The sequence below is a fragment of the Helicobacter sp. 11S02629-2 genome (assembly GCF_002272875.1).
In the GTDB taxonomy this organism is placed as follows: Bacteria; Campylobacterota; Campylobacteria; order Campylobacterales; family Helicobacteraceae; genus Helicobacter_I.
In genome coordinates, this window is sequence record NZ_MLAN01000017.1 from 1 (window position 1) to 24,191 (window position 24,191).

General features: G+C 35.4%; 21 protein-coding genes. 9 read left to right on the top strand and 12 right to left on the bottom strand.

Going from position 1 to position 24,191, the window contains the following annotated elements:
- Positions 1–437: 437 nt before the first annotated feature.
- From BKH40_RS07820 to BKH40_RS07830, 3 genes are all read right to left on the bottom strand, one after another.
- A complete protein-coding gene (locus BKH40_RS07820) occupies positions 438–1,022 on the bottom strand; it encodes a hypothetical protein (protein ID WP_095278427.1) in 585 nt (194 codons plus the stop codon).
- 100 nt (positions 1,023–1,122) lie between these two features.
- Complete coding sequence (locus BKH40_RS07825; protein WP_095278429.1) at positions 1,123–1,596, bottom strand: hypothetical protein; 474 nt, start codon at positions 1,594–1,596, stop codon at positions 1,123–1,125.
- 2 nt (positions 1,597–1,598) lie between these two features.
- A complete protein-coding gene (locus BKH40_RS07830; protein WP_095278431.1) occupies positions 1,599–2,219 on the bottom strand; it encodes a hypothetical protein in 621 nt (206 codons plus the stop codon).
- Positions 2,220–3,755: 1,536 nt separating this feature from the next.
- Here BKH40_RS07830 and BKH40_RS07835 point away from each other — a divergent pair.
- Complete coding sequence (locus tag BKH40_RS07835; protein ID WP_095278432.1) at positions 3,756–5,018, top strand: hypothetical protein; 1,263 nt, start codon at positions 3,756–3,758, stop codon at positions 5,016–5,018.
- A 464-nt stretch (positions 5,019–5,482) separates the two neighbouring features.
- Here BKH40_RS07835 and BKH40_RS08785 read toward each other — a convergent pair whose 3' ends face one another.
- The 5 genes from BKH40_RS08785 to BKH40_RS07855 are packed head-to-tail and all read right to left on the bottom strand — an operon-like array spanning position 5,483 to position 8,969.
- Positions 5,483–5,626 (bottom strand): hypothetical protein, encoded by a 144-nt coding sequence (locus tag BKH40_RS08785; RefSeq protein ID WP_180675168.1) that lies wholly within the window; start codon positions 5,624–5,626, stop codon positions 5,483–5,485.
- A gap of 22 nt (positions 5,627–5,648) precedes the next feature.
- Positions 5,649–7,187 carry a UDP-4-amino-4,6-dideoxy-N-acetyl-beta-L-altrosamine N-acetyltransferase gene (gene pseH, locus BKH40_RS08790; RefSeq protein WP_180675169.1) on the bottom strand — a complete coding sequence of 513 codons (1,539 nt, stop codon included), beginning with the start codon at positions 7,185–7,187 and terminating at the stop codon, positions 5,649–5,651.
- Entirely contained in the window at positions 7,184–7,939 is a 756-nt protein-coding gene (locus tag BKH40_RS07845) for an acylneuraminate cytidylyltransferase family protein (RefSeq protein ID WP_095278434.1), read from the bottom strand. Before BKH40_RS07845 ends, pseH begins: the two co-directional genes overlap by 4 nt.
- A 10-nt stretch (positions 7,940–7,949) precedes the next feature.
- Complete coding sequence (gene mog, locus BKH40_RS07850; protein WP_095278435.1) at positions 7,950–8,477, bottom strand: molybdopterin adenylyltransferase; 528 nt, start codon at positions 8,475–8,477, stop codon at positions 7,950–7,952.
- A gap of 9 nt (positions 8,478–8,486) precedes the next feature.
- Positions 8,487–8,969, bottom strand: coding sequence for a molybdenum cofactor biosynthesis protein MoaE (locus BKH40_RS07855; RefSeq protein ID WP_095278437.1), 483 nt, complete (start codon positions 8,967–8,969; stop codon positions 8,487–8,489).
- 133 nt (positions 8,970–9,102) lie between these two features.
- Here BKH40_RS07855 and fliN point away from each other — a divergent pair, with 133 nt between their 5' ends.
- The 3 genes from fliN to BKH40_RS07870 are packed head-to-tail and all read left to right on the top strand — an operon-like array spanning position 9,103 to position 11,302.
- Positions 9,103–9,486 carry a flagellar motor switch protein FliN gene (fliN, locus tag BKH40_RS07860; RefSeq protein WP_095278438.1) on the top strand — a complete coding sequence of 128 codons (384 nt, stop codon included), beginning with the start codon at positions 9,103–9,105 and terminating at the stop codon, positions 9,484–9,486.
- A gap of 3 nt (positions 9,487–9,489) precedes the next feature.
- Positions 9,490–10,356, top strand: a complete 867-nt coding sequence (locus BKH40_RS07865; RefSeq protein ID WP_095278440.1) for a flagellar biosynthetic protein FliO — start codon at positions 9,490–9,492, stop codon at positions 10,354–10,356.
- Between the two features lies 1 nt (position 10,357).
- Positions 10,358–11,302, top strand: a complete 945-nt coding sequence (locus BKH40_RS07870; RefSeq protein WP_095278442.1) for a TonB family protein — start codon at positions 10,358–10,360, stop codon at positions 11,300–11,302.
- 908 nt (positions 11,303–12,210) lie between these two features.
- Here BKH40_RS07870 and BKH40_RS07875 read toward each other — a convergent pair.
- Entirely contained in the window at positions 12,211–13,359 is a 1,149-nt protein-coding gene (locus tag BKH40_RS07875) for a hypothetical protein (RefSeq protein ID WP_095278443.1), read from the bottom strand.
- Positions 13,360–14,866: 1,507 nt separating this feature from the next.
- Here BKH40_RS07875 and BKH40_RS07890 point away from each other — a divergent pair.
- From BKH40_RS07890 to BKH40_RS07900, 3 genes are all read left to right on the top strand, one after another.
- Entirely contained in the window at positions 14,867–16,417 is a 1,551-nt protein-coding gene (locus BKH40_RS07890) for a hypothetical protein (protein WP_095278448.1), read from the top strand.
- Between the two features lie 531 nt (positions 16,418–16,948).
- Positions 16,949–17,677 (top strand): LPP20 family lipoprotein, encoded by a 729-nt coding sequence (locus tag BKH40_RS07895; RefSeq protein ID WP_095278450.1) that lies wholly within the window; start codon positions 16,949–16,951, stop codon positions 17,675–17,677.
- A gap of 1 nt (position 17,678) precedes the next feature.
- Complete coding sequence (locus tag BKH40_RS07900; protein ID WP_095278452.1) at positions 17,679–18,281, top strand: hypothetical protein; 603 nt, start codon at positions 17,679–17,681, stop codon at positions 18,279–18,281.
- Between the two features lie 167 nt (positions 18,282–18,448).
- Here BKH40_RS07900 and aroC read toward each other — a convergent pair whose 3' ends face one another.
- Entirely contained in the window at positions 18,449–19,534 is a 1,086-nt protein-coding gene (gene aroC / locus BKH40_RS07905; protein ID WP_095278454.1) for a chorismate synthase, read from the bottom strand.
- Positions 19,535–20,317, bottom strand: a complete 783-nt coding sequence (rnc, locus tag BKH40_RS07910) for a ribonuclease III (protein WP_095278456.1) — start codon at positions 20,315–20,317, stop codon at positions 19,535–19,537.
- A gap of 112 nt (positions 20,318–20,429) precedes the next feature.
- Between rnc and pyrH the strand changes: the two genes are divergently transcribed.
- Both pyrH and BKH40_RS07920 read left to right on the top strand, forming a co-directional pair.
- Positions 20,430–21,149, top strand: a complete 720-nt coding sequence (pyrH, locus tag BKH40_RS07915; RefSeq protein WP_095278458.1) for a UMP kinase — start codon at positions 20,430–20,432, stop codon at positions 21,147–21,149.
- A gap of 9 nt (positions 21,150–21,158) precedes the next feature.
- Positions 21,159–21,917: an exodeoxyribonuclease III gene (locus BKH40_RS07920; RefSeq protein ID WP_095278460.1), complete on the top strand. Its 759-nt coding sequence runs from the start codon at positions 21,159–21,161 to the stop codon at positions 21,915–21,917.
- A 589-nt stretch (positions 21,918–22,506) separates the two neighbouring features.
- On the opposite strand, the gene BKH40_RS07925 is transcribed toward BKH40_RS07920, so the two are convergent.
- A complete protein-coding gene (locus BKH40_RS07925; protein ID WP_095278462.1) occupies positions 22,507–23,949 on the bottom strand; it encodes a hypothetical protein in 1,443 nt (480 codons plus the stop codon).
- Between the last annotated feature and the right edge of the window lie 242 nt (positions 23,950–24,191).

Below are 24,191 nucleotides of genomic sequence, written 5' to 3' on the forward strand. Positions count from 1 at the left end.
CTTTTCGGACATGTTAGTCTCCTTATGATTGCTTAGTAACTTGCTTGCACGCAAGTTACAACCTCTAGCCTTACTTTTTTGGTCTTATAGACTTACTTAAGTGCCTAGTTTAACGACATTGCGGTCGAAGTGTTTAAGTGCTTAGCATGTCTTAAAGCCTAACCACTTCTTAGCACTTATAAAGTGCTTTTTTTGAAGTGGCTTTTTATCCTTAACTAACCATCACTAAGACTAGTTTTGCAATTTCTGTAACTAGTGCTATAATGGCGGTTGTAAGGATTAACTTTTCTTTAAGCATGTTAGTCTCCTTATATTTTTCTTAGTAACTAAGTTTTGGCGAACTTAGTTACAACCTCTAGCCTTACTTTTTCAGTCTTAAAAACTTACTTAAGTGCCTAGTTTAACGACATTGCGGTCGAAGTCTTAGGCTCTTTGGCTTATGCTATCTTTTCTAACTTAACCGCAGGGTCGAAAAGCCTTTCTTCGATCTTATAGCCTAGTTTTGCTAGGTCTTGTACTATCTCTTCACTTTCTAGCTCTTCTAAAAAATCTAATTCGTAGAATAAGATATTGATATAGTTTTCAAGTCGATCTCTCAAAACAAACTCAAGCTCTATAAAGCACCTTTCTAAGTCGTATTTGCTTGTGAGTGTTTCAAAGCTTAGTAGCTCTTTTAGATATTTTTCATCTCTTTCTTCTTCATCTTCGTGACTATATTCGTCTTTTTCAATAATATAGCTAGCTTGCTCTAATAGATTTTGCATCTTATGGCTTTCAAAAAGCACTTTTGTTAAAGATGCTTTTAATACTTCTAAAATCTCAAAAAGGTTAACGCATTCCCTATCTTCTTCACCATCTAACCCATAGTCTTCGCCACGTATTTCGCTTTTTACATAGTACTGGAAGGCTTGCGGGTATTTTGCTGCTATGTCTAAAAGTGGACTTTTAAAAGCATTTACTGCATTAGTTGTTAACTCATCTACTTTTTTATCTCTTAGGTTATATAGCTCTGTTATTGTCATTTTTTTTTCCTTTTCTTTTTTCTTTTTATCTAGTGGAAAGCCCCTTTATAGGGGGCAACTTGGGTCTTAGGACTAGGCTACTTGTGGCTTTTTGCCATCTTTATGCTTGTAAGGGCAGCTTTTTGATATTTGGCTTTTCTACTTCTATACTTCCGTATTTTGCTCGTATCTCTTCCATCTCTTGGGGGGCGTGCCTTTTTTTGGTCTCGCCGTAGTACCACATCTTTTTTTTGCTTGCATACTTAAAACCTAAATCTTTTAGAGTGTCTTTGTGCTCTTTTGTGTTGCCACTTATCCATATCCACTTACCAACCACTTCTATAGTGATGTCTTGTATATGCAGTAAGTGGGATATAACTTTTTCAAGCTCTAAGTTGATTTTAGTTTGCGAGGAAAAGTACAGCCTATTTTCAAGATATAGGTTATAAATTTGATTTAGTGTCTGAAAAGCTTCAGTGCTTCCCCCCTTGTCGGGGTGTAAGCTTAAAGCTAGCTTTTTGTATAAGGTTTTAGCTTCTTTAAGGTTAGAAATCTCTAAAAAAGCTTTAGTTAGTTTTATTTGCAGCTCTTCCATGATTACGCCACCTTTCTAGCTTGTAAGATCTTAGCTCTATCTATATAGTTTAAAAACTCTTCTGAAGAAGTGTCTAAATCTGGATTTCTATCAAGGCTAGCAAGAAATCTCAAAAAATCTAACTCTTGAAACACGTGTGCGGGGTTTGTGGTGGTCATGGAGTAGATTGCTCGGTTTTTGCTTTCTGATTTTTTATCACCTACATCTTTTATACACTTTAGGACTAACTTGTAAAAGCGTCTGTTCGTTCTAAGACTTTTTTGGACTAGGGCTCTTATTTCTTTGGTTGCATAAGGGGACATGTAAGTGGACGCGTAAGAATATTCTGCGATTGCTTTTTTTAGCTCTTTGCTTTTCCTAAAAATAAAAGTGAACTTTTTTGATTTTTCATCAAATTTTACAACGAACATTAACAGGTGCAAAGTTTTAGAATGATGAATCTTATCTAATGTTACATCTAAGTAGTTGTCTAAGCTTTTAAAAGGTCTATATATTTCTTTGATATATTGATCAAATTCTTTTAAAAGTGGAGTTTTTCTATTGATCTTGCTTTTAGATTCTACGTTTTTGTTGTTTGCGGGACTTGACAAGTTGGCTTTGGTTTTAGTAGTATCGTGTTTCATGGTTTTACCTTTTTGTTTAACTATGTGCCCTCCTTTCGAGGGCTTTCAATCAAGTGGTATAACACTTGATTGAAAGGGTTGAAAACTAAGGGCTTACGCCTTTAGTTTAGACTTTTCACTTGATGGATTTATAGAGTCCATAAACTGCTATGATGCAAAACGCAATCAAGATTATTTGATCTAGTGTTAGCATTTTTTAGTCCTTAGTTAAATATTCTAAGTTGCGACTTTTTTGCTTCACTAGCTTATATACTTAACTACAGTTAGTAAAAACTTTCTAAAAAATTTACATTCATCACTTTTAACAATGTTGATATTTTCTAAAGAGCTAAAAGCTTTTTAGAATATCGAAGTCAAATAACACACATAAAAGCTAAATTCTAGCCTTTTGAAGTTTTCAAAAGAGGCTTTTTAATTCCTTTTTATATGTCGTTATTATATAATAAATATATTATCATGTCAACACTTTTAGCATAAAAATATCAAAAAAATAGAAGTTTTTTAGCTCCTAATCTATGGGCTTATAAGCTATTTTGATAACTTAAAGCTTTATATTCAAAAACTTGATTATTTTATTAACAGTATTGGCGTATTGAAATTTTTACTAAACAAAAAAGCAAGATGATTAAAAGCTTACTAATTAACATCAACCCCTAAGCTACTTTTTTAGTTTTTCACTTAAGGGATCTTTATAACCTAAAGGGCTCTTTATTAACCTAAGATTAAGGCTATTAGATTTATAATAGCTATCGCTAGGTTAATAATGGCTGTTAATAACTTAAGCATTTAGCATCACCCCCCTTCTTGTTTAGTTAGGCGACTTGTTGACAGCAAGCCGCCAAAGCAAACAAGAAAAGGCTTTAAAGCCTTGCAAAACTTCAACACACACTAAGTCAAATAACACACATAAAAGCTAAATTCTAGCCTTTTGAAGTTTTCAAAAGAGGCTTTTTAATTCCTTTTTATATGTAATAATTATACTGTAATTATATTATAAAAGTCAATAGCTTTATAAACAAAAACACCATAAAATAGGGGTTTTTATAGTTTTTTACTAATTGTTTTTTTTATGTGTGCTTTTATAAGCTTTAAGAGTCTAAAGCCTCCACACTTTTGGCAGCTCTTGCAACTTCGCCACATTTAAAAAATTTCCCCGCTACATTTTTGCAAGTTTTGCAAGCCGCCACATTTAGAGAGATTTTTACAATCAAATTTTTAAGCAACAAACCAATCACAGCTTAGTCTTTTAGTATTAGTTCTATGTTCTTACTTTTAGCTTTTAAATAAGAATTGTTTTTCATGTGTAATATTTGGCGTGTTTTTGGTAGTATTATCTATAAAATACATATAATGTAAATTTACAGCATAGAAGCACATTAACACAGATGTCAAACGGTCTAAAAAACATGAGTTTTAATTGGTTTTTAATTAAGCTAATCTTAAGCTTTATCTAGTACTATAGTGAGACTATTAAGTTACCTTGTATGTCTTAGATTTTCCCCCCAAAATTTCTAAAATTCGTAAAATGGCAGTTTTATGAACTCATCTTCTGCTGCAAGTAGTGCAGTTTTGGCAGGGGCTACGGGGGTTGGATCCTTGCTAAGTGGGGCAAACTTAGCAGGTATAGATCCAGTATTAAGTGCTAATCTTACATCTCAGTTAGATGCTATACAAAAGATACAAACTTCTTTGCAAAATATCTCTAATGATGCTATAGCTGGACAAACTCAAGTGGGAGATGTAAGAAGTGTTATAAGTACTGGTTTGCAAAATATTACTGATTTGTATAGTAATATAAGAACGAGTAACCCAGCATACAAAGATAACACTTCATTAAATAATACATCCGCAAGGGCAGCAAACTATGGACAAGGATCTGTAGTAGCTAGCGGTGTTTCTAAATTACTAAATGGAAACACTAATTCTAATTTAAATATTACGACGCTAAATCAAACTGCAACTAACTTATTAACAGCCTTTAACCAAACTTCAGGTGGAACTTCAAACTCTCTTGAAGATGGAATCAAAGCTCTTCAATCAGCACTTCGTACAGTTACTCCAACTAGTATAGAAGCACAAAATCCAGCTTATATATCAGCAAGTACACAACTTAGTAGTTCATTAAATGCGTTAACAGATCCAAATAATGGAGCTATAGCAAAGCTTCAAAGTGCCATACAAACTAATAAAGCAAATGTAGATAAATATAATTCTGAATTGTCAAAAACACAAAAAAATCTTAATGGAGCACTAGTTCGAGCAGCCTTCGATAATGTATCTGGATTAAACTCTATGTATCAAGTTACATCAGCACTTAGACAGACTATATTAAGTGGGATTAGTACAGATTCTACAGGACATACACAAAACGATATAACAGTTACTCTTGATAAGAATGGATCAGCACAATATACAAGTAGTTTTGATAGTTCAACTGCCAAAGTTACTACACCAGATCCAAAAACTAGCATAGACGCAGTAGCAAATGCTGTTGCTGAAGTAAAAGCTGCTATGGATAAAGTTAGTAATGATGTACAAAACCTAGCTGTAATAAGAGCAGCCATATCAGCACAAAATTCTGCCTCCCAAGCTTCCCTTAACGCTGCCACAAATGATGCAAATGCACGTAAAAACAAAGCCCCTACAATCTTACCTACAGCAAAAGCTGGTATAGTTGCTTTCTTTGGTAAACATCAATCTGTATCAGTAGAGTATCAGTACTACTTTAGAAATACTAATCCAAACTTTACTAGTGGTGAAGTAACTCTAAACTATGCTTATTACTTTGGTGGGAAGTAGGAAGTTATAAGTAGAAGTAGATTCTAAGTTAGAAAATAGAATCTACGCAAGATAGAATCCAGACAAATAGGATAAAGTAGGATAAGGTAAGATAAAGCTTAAGCTAAAAGTAAAGATTAGATTCTAAAACTTTAGAATCTAAAAACCCCTAGTAACTTAGAGAGAAATAGATTCTATAAGTAAAAATAGAATCTAAGTAAGGTAGGATATAACTTAACCCTCTATTAGTTCCCCTCTATGACACTTAAGGAGTATAAGGGGGGTGATTGTCATATAAAAATCACACACTTCTCCTAGTACATGACTTAGATGGTAGCTTCTAAAATTTAAAAATAGAATCTAATAAATCCTAGCAAATACTAATTTGATACTAGTCCTTTAATAGGGGCTAGTATTTAACTTTAAAACAAGACAATCTAAAACAAACCTAAAACAAAAACAAAAGACTATCTTTAAGATAGTCTTTAACCGCCACAGTATTTGCTATCTATGGAATCTAAATACAGGATTACCACGCCCTGAGTTACGCTAACTACTAGTGTGTGATTTGAAAAAGCAAGATGGCAGATAAGCTTGCATTTTATACCATCAAGATAGCTATCCCACACCTAACTCTAAAGACAAAAGGTCTTAAACGCCAACTTCTATCCCATATACAAGGACATTTTTAAAACTACCCTTTTGACATATGGCATCTTCTAGCTTCCCAGTGCATTTAAAGCCATAGTTTTCATAAAGGCTAAGTGCCTTTGCATTATCCTCTATGACTTCAAGATATAGCATATGCAGGCCTAAAGCACTAGCTATAAAGCAAAGCATATCAAGCAGCCTAGTGCCCACACGCTCTTGTAGATAAGGGTTTTTATAGATCCCAAGATAGGCATGTTTGTGCTTTAAGTTGATGCGAGTTAGACTTATAACACCAATGTGGTTTAAAGTCTTTATATCGCGCACTAAAAAGTAGCGTGAGTTTAGGTTGTCTTTTTGGGAGTGGATAAAGTCAAGGTGGGTTTGCATGCTTATAGGGGCATCTTCATACATATAGTGCCTAACTAAGTCGTGGTTTCGATACTCTAGTGTCTTAGCTATCTCTTCTTTATCCAAGTCGCTAAAAGGCTTTGCTTCTAGGTCTAAAAGCCTAAAAGTCTTTGGCTTGCTAGCTTTTAAGGCTAGGTTTAGCACTTTTAATAAAAGGTCATAGAGTAAAGATTCTATCTTAGTGCCTATGTGCAAGGGCACAAACGAAGCAGAATCTAAAGGCGAAACAGAATCTAAAAAAGAAGCAGCACTTAAAAATGCAGAATCTAGACTAGATTCTAAGCTATCCATGCTTGCTGTTTTTACACCTAGGGCGCTAAGCTTGCTAAAAAGTGCATTTTGATTACTAGCAGTTTTTATGACTATGACTTTAGATGTGCAAGCTAAGACTTCACAAGCTAGGCTAGAGCTAGGGACTAAGATAAGATGAGATTGATTAATAAGCCCTGCAAGCTCTTTTTGAGTAAGACTAGAAAAGATACTGACTTTAAAAGCATCACTACTGTTTCTATCACTACTTATATCTACTAGCCTTCCTTTGTAAGCACTCCCAAGCACTACACATACATCCTTAAAGTGCCTTTTTGCTATCTCTAAGGCTTTAAAGCTTAAGTCGTTTACATCCTCTCCGCCAAGGCAGATTAAGAGATCGTACTTTTTGGGAAGATTAATATTCTTAAAATGTTCACTTAGTGGGAAAAACTCTAAGCCGCTAAAGATTCTTTGTTCGCCATCTTTGTATGTATCATCTTTATAAATAAATCCTAGGTCTAGTATATAAAGCCTATCTTTGAAGGCCTTAAAGCTTCCTAAGTCATCTAAGGCTAAGACTACTTTGCTAGATTCCAAAAGTAAAGGCAAGGAATCTAATCTAAACTCATAACTATCAATAATACTTATATCACTTTTTAAAAACTCTAAGTCCTTGCTTTCATCCCAAGCACAAGCTAGTAAAAAGAAGTTTGGCGTGTACTCTAACTCTTTTAAAGCACTTTGAAAGTCCCCACCCCCCCTAACTAAAAAGCGTACCTTATAGCCAAGCCTTAGATAAAAAAGGGCTAGATTAGAAGAGCGTACTATGTGCCCTAAGCCTTTGCTTTTGACACACTCTGTAAAGATAGTAACTATCATAGTTTTGATAAAAGCAGTTTTAACTCAGCTATCTTATAGTCCTCATAAGTATCTATATCTTGAGCTAGCTTTACTTCATAGCCCAAAGTTTCCTTACCTAAAAGCGGTATCTCTTCTAAAAATGACGCCACACGCCCTATATAAAACTGCCCAGCATCCATGTAGATAGAAGGCAGATCTTGGCTTTGTGTGCTTAGATACTCAGGGTGTAAAAAGTCTATGAAGCCATTTTCTAGCTTAAAGCTTCTTAAAGCACCTTTAGCCTTGTACACACTTGCTACGTACTTGACCTTAGCACCAGACTTAGCACTAGAATCTAAAAGTAAATCTAGTGCTTTTAGTATCTCTGTCTTAGTACAAAGCACTGCTGTTGGATAAAGGCAAACTACTAGGGAGCCAGAGTAGATTCTATCTTTAGGTGAAGCGCCTTGCAAAAGACTACTTACTTCTTTCATAGCTTGTAAAACGTCAACTATCACAGGCAAAGTAGGGACATCATCCCCACTTAGCTCTGGGCTTCTTTTGTATGCCATGACGTGGCCTTTAAAGCCTTCATCTCTAAGCGTAGTATCTAGACTTGAAGTTAGATCTAGCATCTCTTTGTCATCGCTACTAACTACTACTAGGTTGCACACGCTTGCAGCTAGTCTTATGCTTCGCTCTAGCATACTTACGCCTAAAAAAGGATAAATATTTTTACGTTTAAAGCGCTTGCTTCCTGCCCTTGAAGGTATTATGGCGATTTTTGTCATGGGCTAGCTTCTACTTGCTTTTTGGCCTAAAGGCTTTGATATTTGCCTCATTAACTTCTATAAAAGGACCTTCTATCAAGTCTATGCAGTAAGGCACTGCTGGGAAGACTGCGACTAAGCACTCGGCTATAGACTTTGGCTTGCCCGGGAGATTGATAATAAGGCAGTTTTTGTAAATCCCTGCTGTTTGCCTTGAAAGTATGGCTGTTGGCACGTACTTCAAACTCTCAGCCCTCATTAGCTCTCCAAACCCCGGTAGCTCTTTTTCACAAACTGCTAAAGTAGCCTCAGTAGTAACATCTCTTTTAGCAGGCCCTGTGCCACCAGTTGTAACTACTAGGGCGTTTTGCTCACCTAAGGTTTTAAGTCCTTTTACTATATCATCAAAGTTATCTTCAACTAAGAGGTAGTTAAACTCTATCTCATTTAGCATATACTCTTTTAAGACGCGCATAATCTCTTTGCCACTTAAGTCTTCATAGATGTTATTAAAAGCTCTATCGCTTGTGACTAAGATCCCAACTTTTATTAAGTCCATATTTTTCCTTTACTTAAGTAGTCCACTATGTTTTAGGGCGGTTGAGCGCTCTAAGGCATATATTTCTTTACCATCAACCACATCAAACTTCCATATAGGTGCATTTGCCTTAAAGTCATCTACAAAGCTAGCAAAGAGGTCTAAAACTGCTCTTCTATGCTTAGACATAACGCTTGCTATATAGCTAGTCTCGCCTACTTTTACTACTCCATAAGAGTGTGCTAAAGCTAAGATTACGCCTTTTTCTTTGGCCTTCTCTTGCCACTCACTCATCCACTTTATAAAAAGTGGCTCATAGATCTGAAACTTTAAAGCTTCAACTTTTGGGCTATCTAGATTCTCTCCAGCAAGCTTGTCATCCCTTACTATGCCTTCAAAGGTACTAAGTGCGCCAAAGCCTAACTCCCTAGCTAGCTTAGATGTGATGTTAGTAAAGTCTATGTTTGAGATGTGACCTTCTTTTATGTATAGATTGGGGCTGATTTGCTTCAAAGAAACTCCTTAGTGATAAGCTTTAGTATTTTACTATATGTAGTAACACTAAGATATAGCAATGTATAATTAAGCCTATCATTGTAAGGATTAAATCCAAAGCATTACACTACGATCTTAAAAGGGAGTTTTGATGGCGAAGTTTTCAAGAGAAAGTCGGTATAACATCTTAGATAAAAAGCAAGTCCACACTCCAGAAGAGATAGAGTTGGCAACCTACCTTGAAGATATGATGAGTAACTATGAAGGTTTGCTTGATATGCAAGTAAATTTTAGTGCTGAACTTGGCAGTACGACAGTTTCACTAGCTGATATCTTGCGCTATGAAAAAGGCTCAACTATCGATCTTCAAAAGCCAGCAGGGGCTAGTGTAGAGACCTTTGTCAACGGGCGTGTTATAGGTAAGGGCGAAGTTATGGTCTATGAAAAAAACTTAGCTATTAGGATAAATGAGATCTTAGATTCTAACGCTATAGTTTATTACATAGCTAGAGAAACCAAAGAGGATGAAGTCTAAGGTATGCGCGCGGTAGTTTTTGTCTTTCTCTTTGCAGGCTTTCTTTTTGCAAGTAATATCTCTATAGTCAAAGACCTAAGCCAGTTTAGTAAAGTGCTTAACCCTAAAGATATAAGCTTAGGACTAAAAGTAAGTGAGGCTAAGATAGCAGCACCAAGCTTTACTAGAAGCGATACAGTAAGTGCTGATGGTAGTAAAAGTATCATCATCTCTTTACCTGATGTAAGCTTGCCTAAAAGTACTTTTCAAACTGATATAGGCACCATTAGCGGTTTTAGTCAAAGTGGCACTTACTTGCTAACTCTTACTTCTAAGGCTAACTACAACATCAGCTTTTATGCCCTAGGAAGTGACTTTTATATCATCTTTACTAATATCAAAACGGCTAATGTCTTAGATAAGCCAGCTTTTATAAAGCCAGCTCCTTTGCCTAGTCAAGTCACAACACTAGCTGCTAGTCAAACTACTGCAAGCAAAGAACCCCCTAAAGATAGCACTTCACTTTTTAACACTATCTCAGATTCCATATCTCCTAAGTCGGCTTATGACTTTAGCTACTCAAAGTACTTTATGATACTGGGGGTTATGATAGTTTTGCTTATCATCCTTTATATAGTCAGACTTAAGATTAACCGTAAAAAAGGTATAGATATAAGTGCTGAGTTAAAGCTTTTAAAAGTACTAGATTCTAAGTCTAAGATAGTCTCTTTTAAGTATAAAGATAAAAGCTACATCTTAGGACTTAACCCTAATGGCATCACGCTAATAGACACTCTGCCACTAGCTGATAGTGCGCCTACAGACCAAGGCACTAAGTCTAAAGATAGCTTAGAATCTTTAGACTTTAAAGACCTATTAAAAAATACTTAGCTTGTTTTATAAGGATAGATTCTTACTAGCTTTCTTAGTCTCACTACTCTTTCACGCACTTATAATACTTCTAATCTTCCTAATCCCAGCCCATGAGAAAAAAAAGCTAGTCCCTTTAAGTATAGAGTTAACTGGGGGCTCACTAGATAAGACTAAGCATAAAGATGGTGGTGCAGTAGTGCCTTTTAATCCAAAGCTTGCAGTTAAAACACAAAAAAGCACGCCTCCTACCCCACCACCTACACCACCTCAAGCTAGACCTACTCCTAAGCCAGCCACAAAGCCTACGCCTAAACCAGTAGAAAAAAAAGAGTATAAGCCAAGTCCAAAAACTCTAGCTAGCAAGAAAAGTGAAACTAAAAAAGAAGTAAGCAAAGATGGCATCTTGCCTCCTAAAAGCCAAGCTTCAACTCAAAGTAAGCCAAGCGAGCAAGCCTCTAATGAAGCACCAAGCACTGATGTAAACTTGCAGTCTTTAAGACCAGCAGATAGCGAGGACTTCCACCCTTACCAAGTCCCACCTAGCCCTCAGCAAAGCTTTTCAGCGGCTAATCTTTCCTTGCAAGATTCTATTAACGCCCTCCCGCCAAGTGCTAGAGAAGACATAGCAGATCTTTATGGCGAAAAATTTGGCAACATGAGCTTAGAAGATAAAAAGTATATAGTTGATAGTTATATGCTTAATGGTCAAGTATTTCAGTACTATGCAAATAGGCTTGGCTATCCAAGTATCGCAGCTTACTTTGGTCAGCAAGGGGTTGGCGTGGTTGAGTTTACCCTCTATCCAGATGGGCATATAAGCGATGTGAAGATTATAAAAAGCTCTACTTTTAGTGCTATAGATGACCAGATAATAGAGCTAGTAAAGCTAGCAGCAAAAGACCTTAAACGCCCGCCAAAGCCTATACCCATAAGACTAAGAGGCAACTACTTTATAAGACGCTAAGCTAGACTATCTTGCTGCTATCTGCTTGCGATGTGAGATGCTAATATGACAGTCATGTATATTTGGATTCTATAAATTTATAGAATCTGGTTTTAGTGTCCTGTCTAATTTACATGTCATATTCTTCTATCTTGATGCTAGGAGACACTTTAACGTGTGATGTGGCAATCAGATATTTTTAGATTCCATAGATGACAAATAGTGCGTGGTTAGTTGGCGTGTGTGTGAGTGTTTTATTAGAGATTTTTTAAATATTCTAGGTTGCGTTGTATAGGGCAATGTTATAAGTATCTTGCACTATATGATATAAGCCAAGCTTCTAGGTATTCCATACTGTATGACATAAACTAAACTCATAAGTTTTAATGTAAACACAAACATTCTGGAGAAGGCATTAAAGCTATTTAGATAGCTTTAATGATTGTTACAGACTATCTTAAAGATAGTCTTTCTCTCTCTTATTTTAGATTGTAGGAATATGAAGGATTAGTTTAGTTAAGTAATTAGTTTTAGTTTATTTTGGGTTTAGATTAGCTTAGTTTTGTTTAAAGCTGGATGTTTGTTTTAAAGTTACATACTAGCCCTTGTTAAAGGACTAGTTTTAAATTAGTATTTGCTAGGATTTATTAGATTCTATTTTTAAATTTTAGAAGCTACCATCTAAGTCATGTACTAGCAGAAGGTGTGATTTTCGAAATGACAATCACACGCTTCTTAGATTCTATTTTTATTTATAGAATCTATTTCTTTCCAAGTTACTAGGATTTTTTAGATTCTAGTTTTAGAATCTAATCTTTACTTTTAACTTAAGCTTTTTCTTACTTTGATCTTACTTTATCCTATTTGTCTGGACTCTATCTTGCGTAGCTTCTATTTCTAACTTAGAATCTACTTCTACTTATAACTTCCTACTTCCCACCAAAGTAATAAGCATAGTTTAGAGTTACTTCACCACTAGTAAAGTTTGGATTAGTATTTCTAAAATAGTATTGATACTCTACTGATACAGATTGATGTTTACCAAAGAAAGCAACTATACCAGCTTTTGCTGTAGGTAAGATGGTTACAGCATTATTACGTTTGGCTGCAGCGTCTTTGGTTGCAGCGTTAAGGGAAGCTTGTGCTGAGGCATTAGAAGCTGCAACTGCAGCTCTTATAACTGCTACATCTTGAGTAGCTTTAGCAACATCTGCTACTGCTTGCTTTAGACTTTTAACTCCAGTAGCTGGATCACCATCATTTAAGGCTTTTTCTACTGCTTCAGCGTTAGATGACATAGTTTTTGCAGCACTATATACGCTTGGAGCGTCTTTCTTAAGTTTTGGTAAATATGTACTAGGGTCAGCAATCACGGTATTATTATTTACGTCAGGGATACTTGTCCATCCATCATAATTAGCATTTTGACTAAGCGTTGCAAAGTCAGTTTGATTTTTCTGTGCGGCTGTAGTGAAGGCAGCAAGTGATTTCTGAAGTTCAGCTAAAGCAGTGCTTTGTGCTTGAAGCTGTGAGGCGTATAAGGCTTGCTCTGTTGGGCTAAATTTTTGTGCATTTTCTACAGCAGCTATCATATTTTGGACTTGATTAGTTATATCAGTTAGAGATTGTTTTGTTTGTGACTGGTTGGTATTAAATATTAATGAGTTTAAATGAGTATTTAAATCTTGCATGTCTGGTTTAGCAGCACTAACTGCTGTGTAATCTTGTCCAGTTGTGCCGGTAGTAAGATCAGGTCTTATAGTCTCATTTGGAATCGTTAAATCATTAACTGTATCTCTTCTTGCCAGTGCCTTGGTTATGATAGTTGTTGGATTTCCATCACTTGCGTTAATTTCATTCAGATTCCAAAAAACTTGCTGCCATATGTTATTAGCCTGCTGCACATTTTGTACTGTACTAGTTGATATTTGATCTACTATTTTTTGAAGACTAGCTATAGCAGTTTGTTGGTTGTTTAAAGCTGCACTTAAGTTGGAATCTATACCTGCTATAGTAGCCCCTCCAGCTACTAAACTAGTACCTATAGCTCCAGCTGCTACACTATTAGATGAGTTCATAAAACTGCCATTTTCATCAAGAGTTACTTTTAAGTAAGAGTTAAGGTTAGGATAAGACAAAGTTAGGAATGAAAATTAAAAAGCTAATATTAAAGTTAAGGTAAAAAGTAAAAAGTAAAAATAAAAAGTTAAGGTAAAAAGATAAAAGTAAAAAGTTAAAAACAAAAAACAAGGCAAAGTTAGGGATGAAAAATGAAAAACAAAAGTTAAAACATGAAACAAAAAGTTAAAAAACAAAGATAAAGTTAAGACAAAAGTAAAAAGATAAGTTAAAGACAAAAAGATAAAAGACAAAGTAGAAAGTCAAAGTAAAAATGAAAAAATAAACTTTAAGATTTATGCTTTTTTATATCTTTATATCATATGGTTGATAGTTAGCTTTAATAATTGATTGACTAGAAAATCTATAAGTAGTTATAGTCATATTAGTTAGTAGCTTTATAAACATTCTAAATTGTTTTATATAAGGAAACATTACAAGTAGTTCGCATTGCATTAACTAGTAACTTTATAAGTGTTTTGCACTCTATGATAGAAGCCAAGCTTCTAAGTATTCCACACTGCACTGTATAAACTAAGCTCATAAGTTTTAATACAAACACAAACATTCTGGAGAAGGCATTAAAGCTATTTAGATAGCTTTAATGATTGTTACAGACTACCTAGAAGGTAGTCTTTCTTTCTAATTTGAGAATGTAAGAATAAATAAAATACTCTCATTGAGATAGTCTTTCTTTATTTCTTTATTTCTTTATTTCTTTATTTCTTTATTTTAATCTAGAGGATTGTAAAAGATTAGTTAAGTAAGTATTAAATACTAAATTCTTATATTTTAAAAAATTTAGAGTTTAAAACATATAAGAGCTAAAATAGATAATTCTTTGATTTTGCTTTTTTATTTAAGTGATTTATAAAAGACTAGTTTAAGTAATTAGTTTTTTTGATTTTATTTTTTATTTTAAGAATATATAAAAGACTAGTTAAATAAATAATCTTTTGTATATTCTTTTATTTATCTTAATGTTTTTATTCATCTTGATCTTATCTTTATCTCAAATTTTATCTATCTTTTTATCTAGACTTTATTTTAATCTTTACTCTTATCTTATCTTTTGGCTTTTATGCTTTGGCTTGTCTATAAACATGTGTTATCTTGACTTTAGCTTTTATTTTTATTTTGACTTTGGCTTTATCTGGTCTTTTATCTTTGATTTAACTTTTTATTTTTGTTTTTTAGTTTTTTGTTTCATATTTTATGTTTTAACTTTCATATTTTAACTTTTGTTTTTCATTTTTAATCTCTAACTTTGTCTTGTTTTTTGTTTTTAACTTTTTACTTTTATCTTTTATCTTTTATCTTTTATCTTTTATCTTAACTTTCATATTAGCTTTTTACTTTCATTTCTAACTTTGTCTTGCTTTTTACCTTAACTTTTAATCCTTAAATTGATCTTATCTTTATCTTAACTCTTACTTAAAAGTAACTCTTGATGAAAATGGCAGTTTTATGAACTCATCTTCTGCTGCAAGTAGTGCAGTTTTGGCAGGGGCTATAGGCCTAGATACATCTACTGCCATAACTGGAACTAATGCTTTAACTACCCTAAGTCAAGCAGTAGATACTAACTTACAAAACTTACAAGATATCATCTCTTCTTTGTCTCCTGCAAGCGTAGATTTGGCAAAAGCTAGTCAAGATCAAGCTGGTAGATTGCAAAATGGATATAACAGATTTTTTAATGCTTTATATGGCAATAGATTTAGTCTTCTTGGTGTAAAAGCAGCAGTTCCAAATGCTACAAATGCTAATTCCATAAAACTTACTGGATCAGCAGCTGGAGCTGCGTATAGAGATATTGAAATGGCTAAAACTTCCATAGGTGATGCTATTAGCGCTTATGACGGGTTATCTAACAAAGCAAGTCTATTTAATAATGTAGTTAATGGAAATCCTTCTCTCGTGGCTGGCAGTACTGGAAATGTTTTAAGTAATGGAATAAATTCTACTTCACAACTAGCTAGTACTATTAGCACCTTAAGAACCAACATAACACAACTTCAAACAGCACTAAATATATATACTCCTATAGCAAACAATCCTAGCGTTATGGAAGCTAGGTCAAATCAACTGGCTAGTTTAAATCAATTAAACAACACTCTTGATGCCTTACAAATTGCAACTAATATAAATTCAGCAAATATAGTAAGTGCCAACAAATCAAGACTTCAGACTTTAGGTGCACCATCACTATTAGGTAGTGCAAATTCAACATGGAGTCCAGTAGCTGCAGTAGGCGAATATATGTGGAATGTTGCTAGTGGAGGCTATGATGAAAGTAAAGGAAACCCAAATCAAACTGATAGCAATAATGGACGACGTTTTATCAAGGACCAAGTAGCTGACCTAATAAGCATGAATGGCAGTGCGTCAAGTAGTGTCAATCCATTACTTCAAGATACTCAAAATGCAGCGGCTAGTGCTAAAAGCATACAAGGCATCATAAATGGTGGTGGTACAAATACAACAAATGCATCTCAAGCTGTTGTATTTGATACAGTAAAAACTGTAGTGACTCAAAATGCAACTGGGACAACAACTGTCATAACTACTTACGCTAATGGAGATCCAACAAAGGCTACCACACAAACAAAAATAGATCCTAATACAAAATTAAAGAATCCAGACATCACAGCTTCTTCAATCACAAAAGTTAGTTACTCCCAAGTAGCACGTCCGTTACAAGATTCAAATGGAAATAACGTAAAAAGCCTAACTGAAGCTATGAAAGAAGTAAGGGCAGCTAATGCAAAACTAGAGCAAGCAGTATCAGCTGCAGTTCTAGCACAAAACAAAGTAGTTGGTGCTGCAGCCAACAATGCCTCTAAACGCAACAAAGCTCCTACAATATTACCTACTGCTAAAGCTGGTATAGTTGCTTTCTTTGGTAAACATCAATCTGTATCAGTAGAGTATCAATACTACTTTAGAAATACTAATCCAAACTTTACTAGTGGCGAAGTAACTCTAAACTATGCTTATTACTTTGGTGGAAAGTAGATTCTAAAATTTAAAACTAGAATCTAATAAATCCTAGTAAATACTAATTTGATACTAGTCCTTTAACAAGGGCTAGTATTTAACTTTAAAACAAAACAATCTAAAACAAACCTAAAACCAAACCAAACCAAAACTACTTAGCTTACATAGTCTTGTTTACGCAGCCTTCTAATTAAGCTCTCTTCCATCAAACTTATCCTTTACTCTTACACTCTAACAACTTACGTTTTTAAATATGCAATCTAATCAAGCTTTTAATAATCACTACCTAAATCCTAATTTACAAAAAGGATGGCCGCACCTTTTAAGTTTGCACCACACTACACAGCAACACTACAAGGCTAGAAGTGTAAACCTAGCCCTGCTAGAAGCATAAGCTCTAACTACAAAAAGAAAGCCTATAAACACACCACTTTGCAAAGATATCTAAAAATATCTAAGCAGATAAACAAACTAAGTATGTATTTGGCACACTCATTGCTTATAATTACTCACAAGAGCGAAAGCTTATAAATCTAATAAGGATATTTGATGAAAAAGAAAATCTTAGCAGCTACTGTCATCTCAGTAGCATCACTAGCCATACTTGCAGGCTGCTCTAGTCCAAGGATGGATTCTGCTAGTTTAGTACCACCAAGTGCGGGCAACGCTCCTTTAGCACCTGTGCAAGTGCCAGCCTACCCGCCACTAGGCTATAACACTAATCCAAGCGTTATGGCACGCCCAAGTATGCCACTTCCACCACAAAACGTCGTAGTTGGCACTCCAGCACCTTTGCCTTATCCTCAGCAAGTTGCTCAGTATCAGCCAGCACCACAGCCTCGCTATGACCCAGCACCAAGATTCCAAAGAGAGCCACTAACTCCACCAAGACAAGCTGAAAACTCAGACTTTGATGGAAACATACCTAACTCTCCTATCCTTGCGCCTAATAACGTCATAGAGTTAAATGTAGTTGGCATGGGTGTAGCACCAGAATCTACTATAAGCCCAGCACAAGCACTAGCTTTAGCAAAAAGGGCAGCTATAGTTGATGGTTATAGACAGCTTGGCGAAAAGATGTATGGTATCCGTGTTAATGGTCAAGATACAGTAAGAGACTTAGTGCTTCAAAACTCAACTATCAAAACTAAAGTCCAAGCACTAATCAAAAACGCTGAGATAACTGAGACAGTTTACAAAGATGGTCTTTGCCAAGTAAGCATGGAGTTAAAACTAGATGGCAGAGTATGGCATAGAGCCTTAGGCTTAAGAGGCTAAGATGAAGCTTTTAGCTAAGCTAGCACTACCTCTGCTTGCAGGACTTTTCTTAGTAGCTTGTGCTTCAAGGAGTCCTGAGGCTAACGCCTTTGGCAGGGGACTGCCAGAAGAGCAAAAGCCTATGAACTTGCTAGATAGTGAGATAAAACTAGTTTATATACAAACGCCACTTTTTAACTTTTACGACTACGCTAGGCTTAACACTTATAGAAGTGGTCTTATAAAGCTAGAGCTTTTTAAATATGGTCAAACCATAGGCTCTATACGCATCAAAGGCTCTAGGATGTGTGTGCTAAATGAGTGTAGTTTTAAGTGGCCTATATCCAAAAAGTTCTTTGGGTCTGTTAGTTATGGCAACTTATTTCAAGATATATTATTTGGAAAAGATATCTTTGATGGCAGAGGCAAGATAGTCGCTGCTAATAATGTAGTAGTGCAGCGTTTTCAGCAAAGTGGACAAGTCATCTACTATGAAAGAAAGCCCGGGCATAGGCTATTTAAAAACCTTAGTACTAATGTAACTATAGCCATAGATGACTACTCTCCTTTAGGCATAGATAACGGAGTAAAAAACTCACTAGCTATACCAGAAAATGGGCATTAAGGACTGCCAAGTAAGTGCTTTAAGTAAATACTATTTAAGCAAGCACTGCTAAGATTTTTACATCAACCTAGTAGTTATGGAATCTAACTCCATAGCCACTAGCCTTTTTGCATAGTAGCTAACATCTAACTTTTTTTAGTCCTTATACCCACAGCCTTTAATCACACCTACTTATAAATCCTTTTTAAACTTTTTAGCTTTGAAGTTGCATTTAACAAAAGGGCATCAGCTAGCACTAGTGCTACTAAGCTTTCACACACTACGCTTCCTCTTATGCCTATGCAAGGATCATGTCTTCCTTGTAGCTTAAAGCTTACTTCTTCACCTTTAGTATTAAGACTATCTTGACTTAAAAAGATGCTTGGCGTTGGCTTAAAGTGTACTTTTAAAACTATCTCATCGCCATTACTTATGCCACCTAAGATTCCACCTGAGTTATTAGTCTTAAAGCCAGTTTTGTATAAAAAGTCATTATTAAGTGAGCCCTTAGTTTGACTAGCTTTAGTGCCTAGTCCTATCTCTACAGCCTTTACTCCATTAAGCCCCATTAGCACAGAAGCTAGCATGGAATCTAGTTTATGATACATAGGCTCTCCTAGCCCACAAGGCACATTATAGGCCTTTATAAGCACGCTTGCCCCTAGGCTATCACCTTCTTTTTTAGCTTCAAGCACAGCTTCTTTTATATTAGATTCTAAAGTACTATCTAGTGCAAAGACCTCACTACTTTTAGCTTTTAAAAATGCCTCTTTATCAAAGTCTATAGAATCTGAAAGCACACTGCTAACGCCCAAGATTCCAGCGTGCACTTCTATATCAAACTCTCGTAATAAAAGCTTAGCAAGGCCTCCTGCAATAACCCTTGCTACACTCTCTCTAGCACTTGACCTTCCTCCACCTCTATAGTCACGCAAGCCATACTTTTTAAAGTAAGTCAGATCAGCGTGAGCTGGACGAAAGATATCTTTTATCTCACTATAGTCTTTGCTTTTAGTATTAAGATTAGGCACAAAAAAGCCAAGTGCTGCCCCTGTGCTTAGCCCTTCAAACACCCCACTTAGAATCTTAAAGCTATCTTCTTCTTTTCTAGGTGTGGCAAACTTAGACCCACCTTTTCTCCTAGCTACTTCAGATTCTAAAAACTCCATATCGATATTTACGCCTGCTGGGAAGCCACTAAGCACGCCTCCTATACCTTCTCCATGGCTTTCTCCAAAGCTAGTAAAAACTAGTCTTTCTCCCATACTATCCATCTACTTCTCCTTTGGTTTTGTTTTGCGTTTGGTTTGAGAGGGCAAGATATCTCGCTTGATGCTATTTAAGTCAGTATGACTTAGCTTTACATGACTTGTACTTTTAAGCTTATCAAATGCTATCTTTGCTGCTTTTTGCCCAGCCTTTTTTTTACTATTAGCAGTGGCTTTTGCTTGGGGTGAGGAGTTATAGATAACTTCTATAGTAAAGCTTTTATTGTGATCAGGTCCACTTTCTTCTAAGACTACATACTCAGGTATCTCATCAAAAAGCTTTTGAGTTAGCTCTTGTAAAGCACCTTTGTAGTCATCAAAATCAGAGTTTTTATAGTGGTCTTCTAAGTCTTTTGGAAAAAGAGTGTTAAACACTTTAAAAGCAGCATCAAAACCACTTTCTATAAAGATAGCCCCTAGCAAGGCTTCTAAGGCATCAGCTATAAGGCTAGGCTTACTTCTGCCGCCATTATCTTCTTCAGCCTCTGAGATGAATAAAAACTTAGAAAGCTCTATATTTTCAGCCATGCTAAAAAGGGCACCTTCATTGACAAAGTAAGTGCGCATCCTGCTTAAGATTCCTTCAGGCTGGTTGGGGAAGGCGTCAAATAAGATCTTAGACACAAAAAGATCTAATACAGCATCGCCCAAAAACTCTAACCTTTCGTTGTTTTCATGGTGTTTAAAGCTCTTGTGTGTTAGGGCGTTTTTTAGTAAGGCTTTGCTTTTGAAAGTGTAGTGAAGCTTCTTTTCTAAGGCGACTAGGTCTTTTGGGGATAGATTTGGCATGATAGCTTTCCTTGAGAATGTATTAGAGAATTTAGATTAAATCCTAAATTAGCTTTTAAGTTAGTAAATCCTAAAATTGACAATAAGAATTTTAAGAGATAAAGGCCACATAATGGAAATCAAAAATGTAAAAAGAGTGCTAGTGAAGTTTAGCGGAGAGGCACTTGCAGGTACTGCTGGATCTGGCATAGATTTAGACATATTAAAATTCATAGCTAATGAGATAAGACAACTTGCAAATGCTAACTTTGAGATAGGCATAGTAATAGGTGGGGGTAATATCATAAGGGGAGTAAGTGCCGCAGAAGGTGGGGTTATAAGACGTACTAGTGGTGACTACATGGGCATGCTAGGAACTGTGATAAATGCCATAGCCTTGCAAGAAGCTTTAGAGTACTTAGGGCTTGATGTAAGAGTGCAAAGTGCTATAGATATAACTGAGGTGTGTGAAAAGTATATCTATAGAAAAGCTATAAGGCACTTAGAAAAAAACCGCATAGTAGTCTTTGGTGCAGGCACTGGGAATCCTTTCTTTACAACTGATACGGCAGCTACTCTTAGAGCTGTTGAGATAGGGGCTGACTTAATCATAAAGGCTACAAAAGTAGATGGCGTTTATGACAAAGACCCTAAAAAGTTCCCAGATGCTAAGCTTTTAAAAACTCTAAACTATGATGAGGCTTTAAGGGATCATATAAGGGTGATGGATGATACAGCTATAGCGTTAGCAAAAGACAACAAACTGCCAATCCTTGTTTGCAACATGTTCAAAGAAGGCAACCTAAACGCCATACTAACTGGGTGCAGTGGCGAGTACTCTATAGTTAGTTAAGGAGAAGTTGTGAGGCTAATCTCTTGGAATGTAAATGGCCTAAGGGCGGCCATGACTAAAGGCTTTATGGACTTTTTTAACACTATAGATGCAGACATTTTTTGCATACAAGAATCTAAGATGCAAGAAGCACAAAGTACATTTGATTTTTCTCCCTACTATGTTAGTTGGAATGACGCTGAAAAGAAAGGCTACTCTGGCGTTGTGACTTTTAGTAAGACTAAGCCTTTAAGCGTTACTAATGACATGGGCATAGAAAGGCATGATAAAGAAGGACGGATCATCTGCTCTGAGTTTTCTAGATTCTTCCTTGTTAATGTTTATACGCCTAATTCTAAATCTGAGTTAGAAAGACTAGAGTACAGACAGGAGTGGGAAGATGACTTTAGAGCCTATCTTTTAAATCTCCATAAGACTAAGCCAGTAGTAGTTTGTGGTGACTTAAACGTCGCACATAATGAGATAGATCTTAAGAATCCAAAGACTAATACGAGAAATGCAGGCTTTACTATAGAAGAGCGAACAAAGTTTAGCAAGCTTTTAGATTCTGGTTTTATAGATACTTTTAGGTACTTTTACCCAGATAAAGTTGGTGCTTATAGCTGGTGGAGTTATAGGGCTAATGCAAGGGCTAATAACACTGGCTGGAGGATAGACTACTTTTTAACGACCAGTGATTTAAAAGATGACCTTAAGTCTGCTTTTATCTGTCCTGAGATCCATGGGAGTGATCACTGTCCAGTGGGCTTAGAGCTAGAGTTTAAGTAGAGTTTTTTTGATTATAGCACTAGGCTTTTATGCGAATAGAATCTATTAAGTAGTTATTAGTCATATTAGTTAGTAGCTTTATAAATATTCTAGATTGCATTGTATAGGGCAATGTTATAAGTAGCTTGCAGTGTATTAACCAGTAATCTTCTAAGTATCTTGTGCTGCACTGTATAAGTGAGTATCACAAGTCACACTTTAAGTATCTTGCACTGTATGATATAAGCCAAGCTTCTAGGTATTTCATTATGTATTGCATAAGCCAAACGTATAAGTTTTAATACAAACACAAACGTTTTGGAGAAGGCATTAAAGCTATTTAGATAGCTTTAATGGTTGTTAAGACTATCTTAAGGATAGTCTTTCTCTTTTTTATTTTAGCTTGGAGGAATATGAAGGATTAGTTTAGTTAAGTAATTAGTTTTAGTTTATTTTAGTTTAAAGTTAAATACTAGCCCTTGTTAGAGGACTAGTATCAAATTAGTATTTACTAGGGTTTATTAGATTCTAGTTTTAGAATCTAATCTTTACTTTTAACTTAAGCTTTATCTTGCTTTATACTACCTTATCCTATTTTCATTTTTAGAATCTACTTTCCACCAAAGTAATAAGCATAGTTTAGAGTTACTTCACCACTAGTAAAGTTTGGATTAGTATTTCTAAAGTAGTATTGGTATTCAACAGAAACACTTTGATGTTTACCAAAGAAAGCAACTATACCAGCTTTTGCAGTAGGTAAGATTGTAGGGGCTTTGGATTTACGTGCATTTGCATCCTGTGCTGCGGCAGCTCCAACTGCTTGATTATTGTTTATAGCAACAGCTAATACAGTATCATCTAGATTCTTATTAGCAGCTTTTACATCTGCGATAGCTTTTTTAAGTGAGTTGACTACTTTTCCATTGCTATCTTTTAAGGTATCTTGCTTTTGAGTGAAGCTAACGCTTGTGAAGTCGCTACTACTAGTTGCAGGCTTATCTGCAAGAGGAGTAGAAACATCAGTATTTGTATTAGATACTTTAGCGTAACTTGGTGTTATGGTTACTTGTACAGCTTCGCCTTTATCGTTACCATTTATGATTCCATCGATAGTTTTAGCACTGCTTTGTGCTGCCATAGTATTAACTAATAACGGAACAACATCTTGATTGTTAGCTTTTGTTACTGTGGCCTTTATACTAGCTTGGATCTCTGGCGTTATGCCATTTGTTCTGGCTGTAGTCGCATCATTGAAAGCATCAGATAAGTTGTTTACATTTCTGTCAGCACTAAACTTTAATGCATTTAATGCATTAGGGTTTAGCTTTGCCATATTGTTGGAGTTTGTAAGCACAGCTTGTTGCAACTGAGTTAACGTATCTTGCAAAGAAGCATAGGCAGCTTGCTGTCTATTTAAAGCTGAAGTTATTGCTTGATTATTGGCAAAGTTCCCCATATTCAAGCTTATATTATCCATTTGAGTTTTAACTGCTTGTATAGCACCTGCTAGTTTAGTAGTATCGGTTGTAGTGTTTATGATTCTATTATTGCCATTATTTGCTGTTATATCACTTGTTCCAGTAACTAGATTCCCACCATTGATTACTGTATTTAAATTATTGGCAAGATTAAATAAACTTGTTTGACCACCTAAATAGTTCGTAAAGTTGTGTCCTGTATAAAGAAACTGCCATCCTCCATTATCGCCTCCTAGAATTTTACCAAGTATCTTAGCTGGATCTAGAACATTACTTAATCCTATACTTAAGTTATAGTTATCTTTGAGTATACCACTTGTAAAAGATCTGTATGTTCCACTCCACATAAACTGTGCTTGCTCTCCAGCTACACTAGCTAAAGTAGAACTCCTATCAGCAAGGCTAGTTATGTTATCAACTACATTTTGAAGATTCTGCATGGAAGCTTCTAAATTACTAGAAGCAGTGATTAAATTAGCTGCAGCAGTTGGGTTACTTACTATCTGTCCAGCCACTGCTTGAATCCCCGTAGCCCCTGCCAAAACTGCACTACTTGCAGCAGAAGATGAGTTCATAAAACTGCCATTTTCATCAAGAGTTACTTTTAAGTAAGAGTTAAGATAAAGATAAGATCAATTTAAGGATTAAAAGTAAAAAGCTAATATGAAAGTTAAGGTAAAAGGTAAAAGGTAAAACATAAAACATAAAACATAAAACATAAAACATAAAACATAAAACATAAAACATAAAAGATGAAAGATGAAACATGAAACATGAAATATGAAACTAAAAGTTAAAAAACAAAGATAAAGTTAAA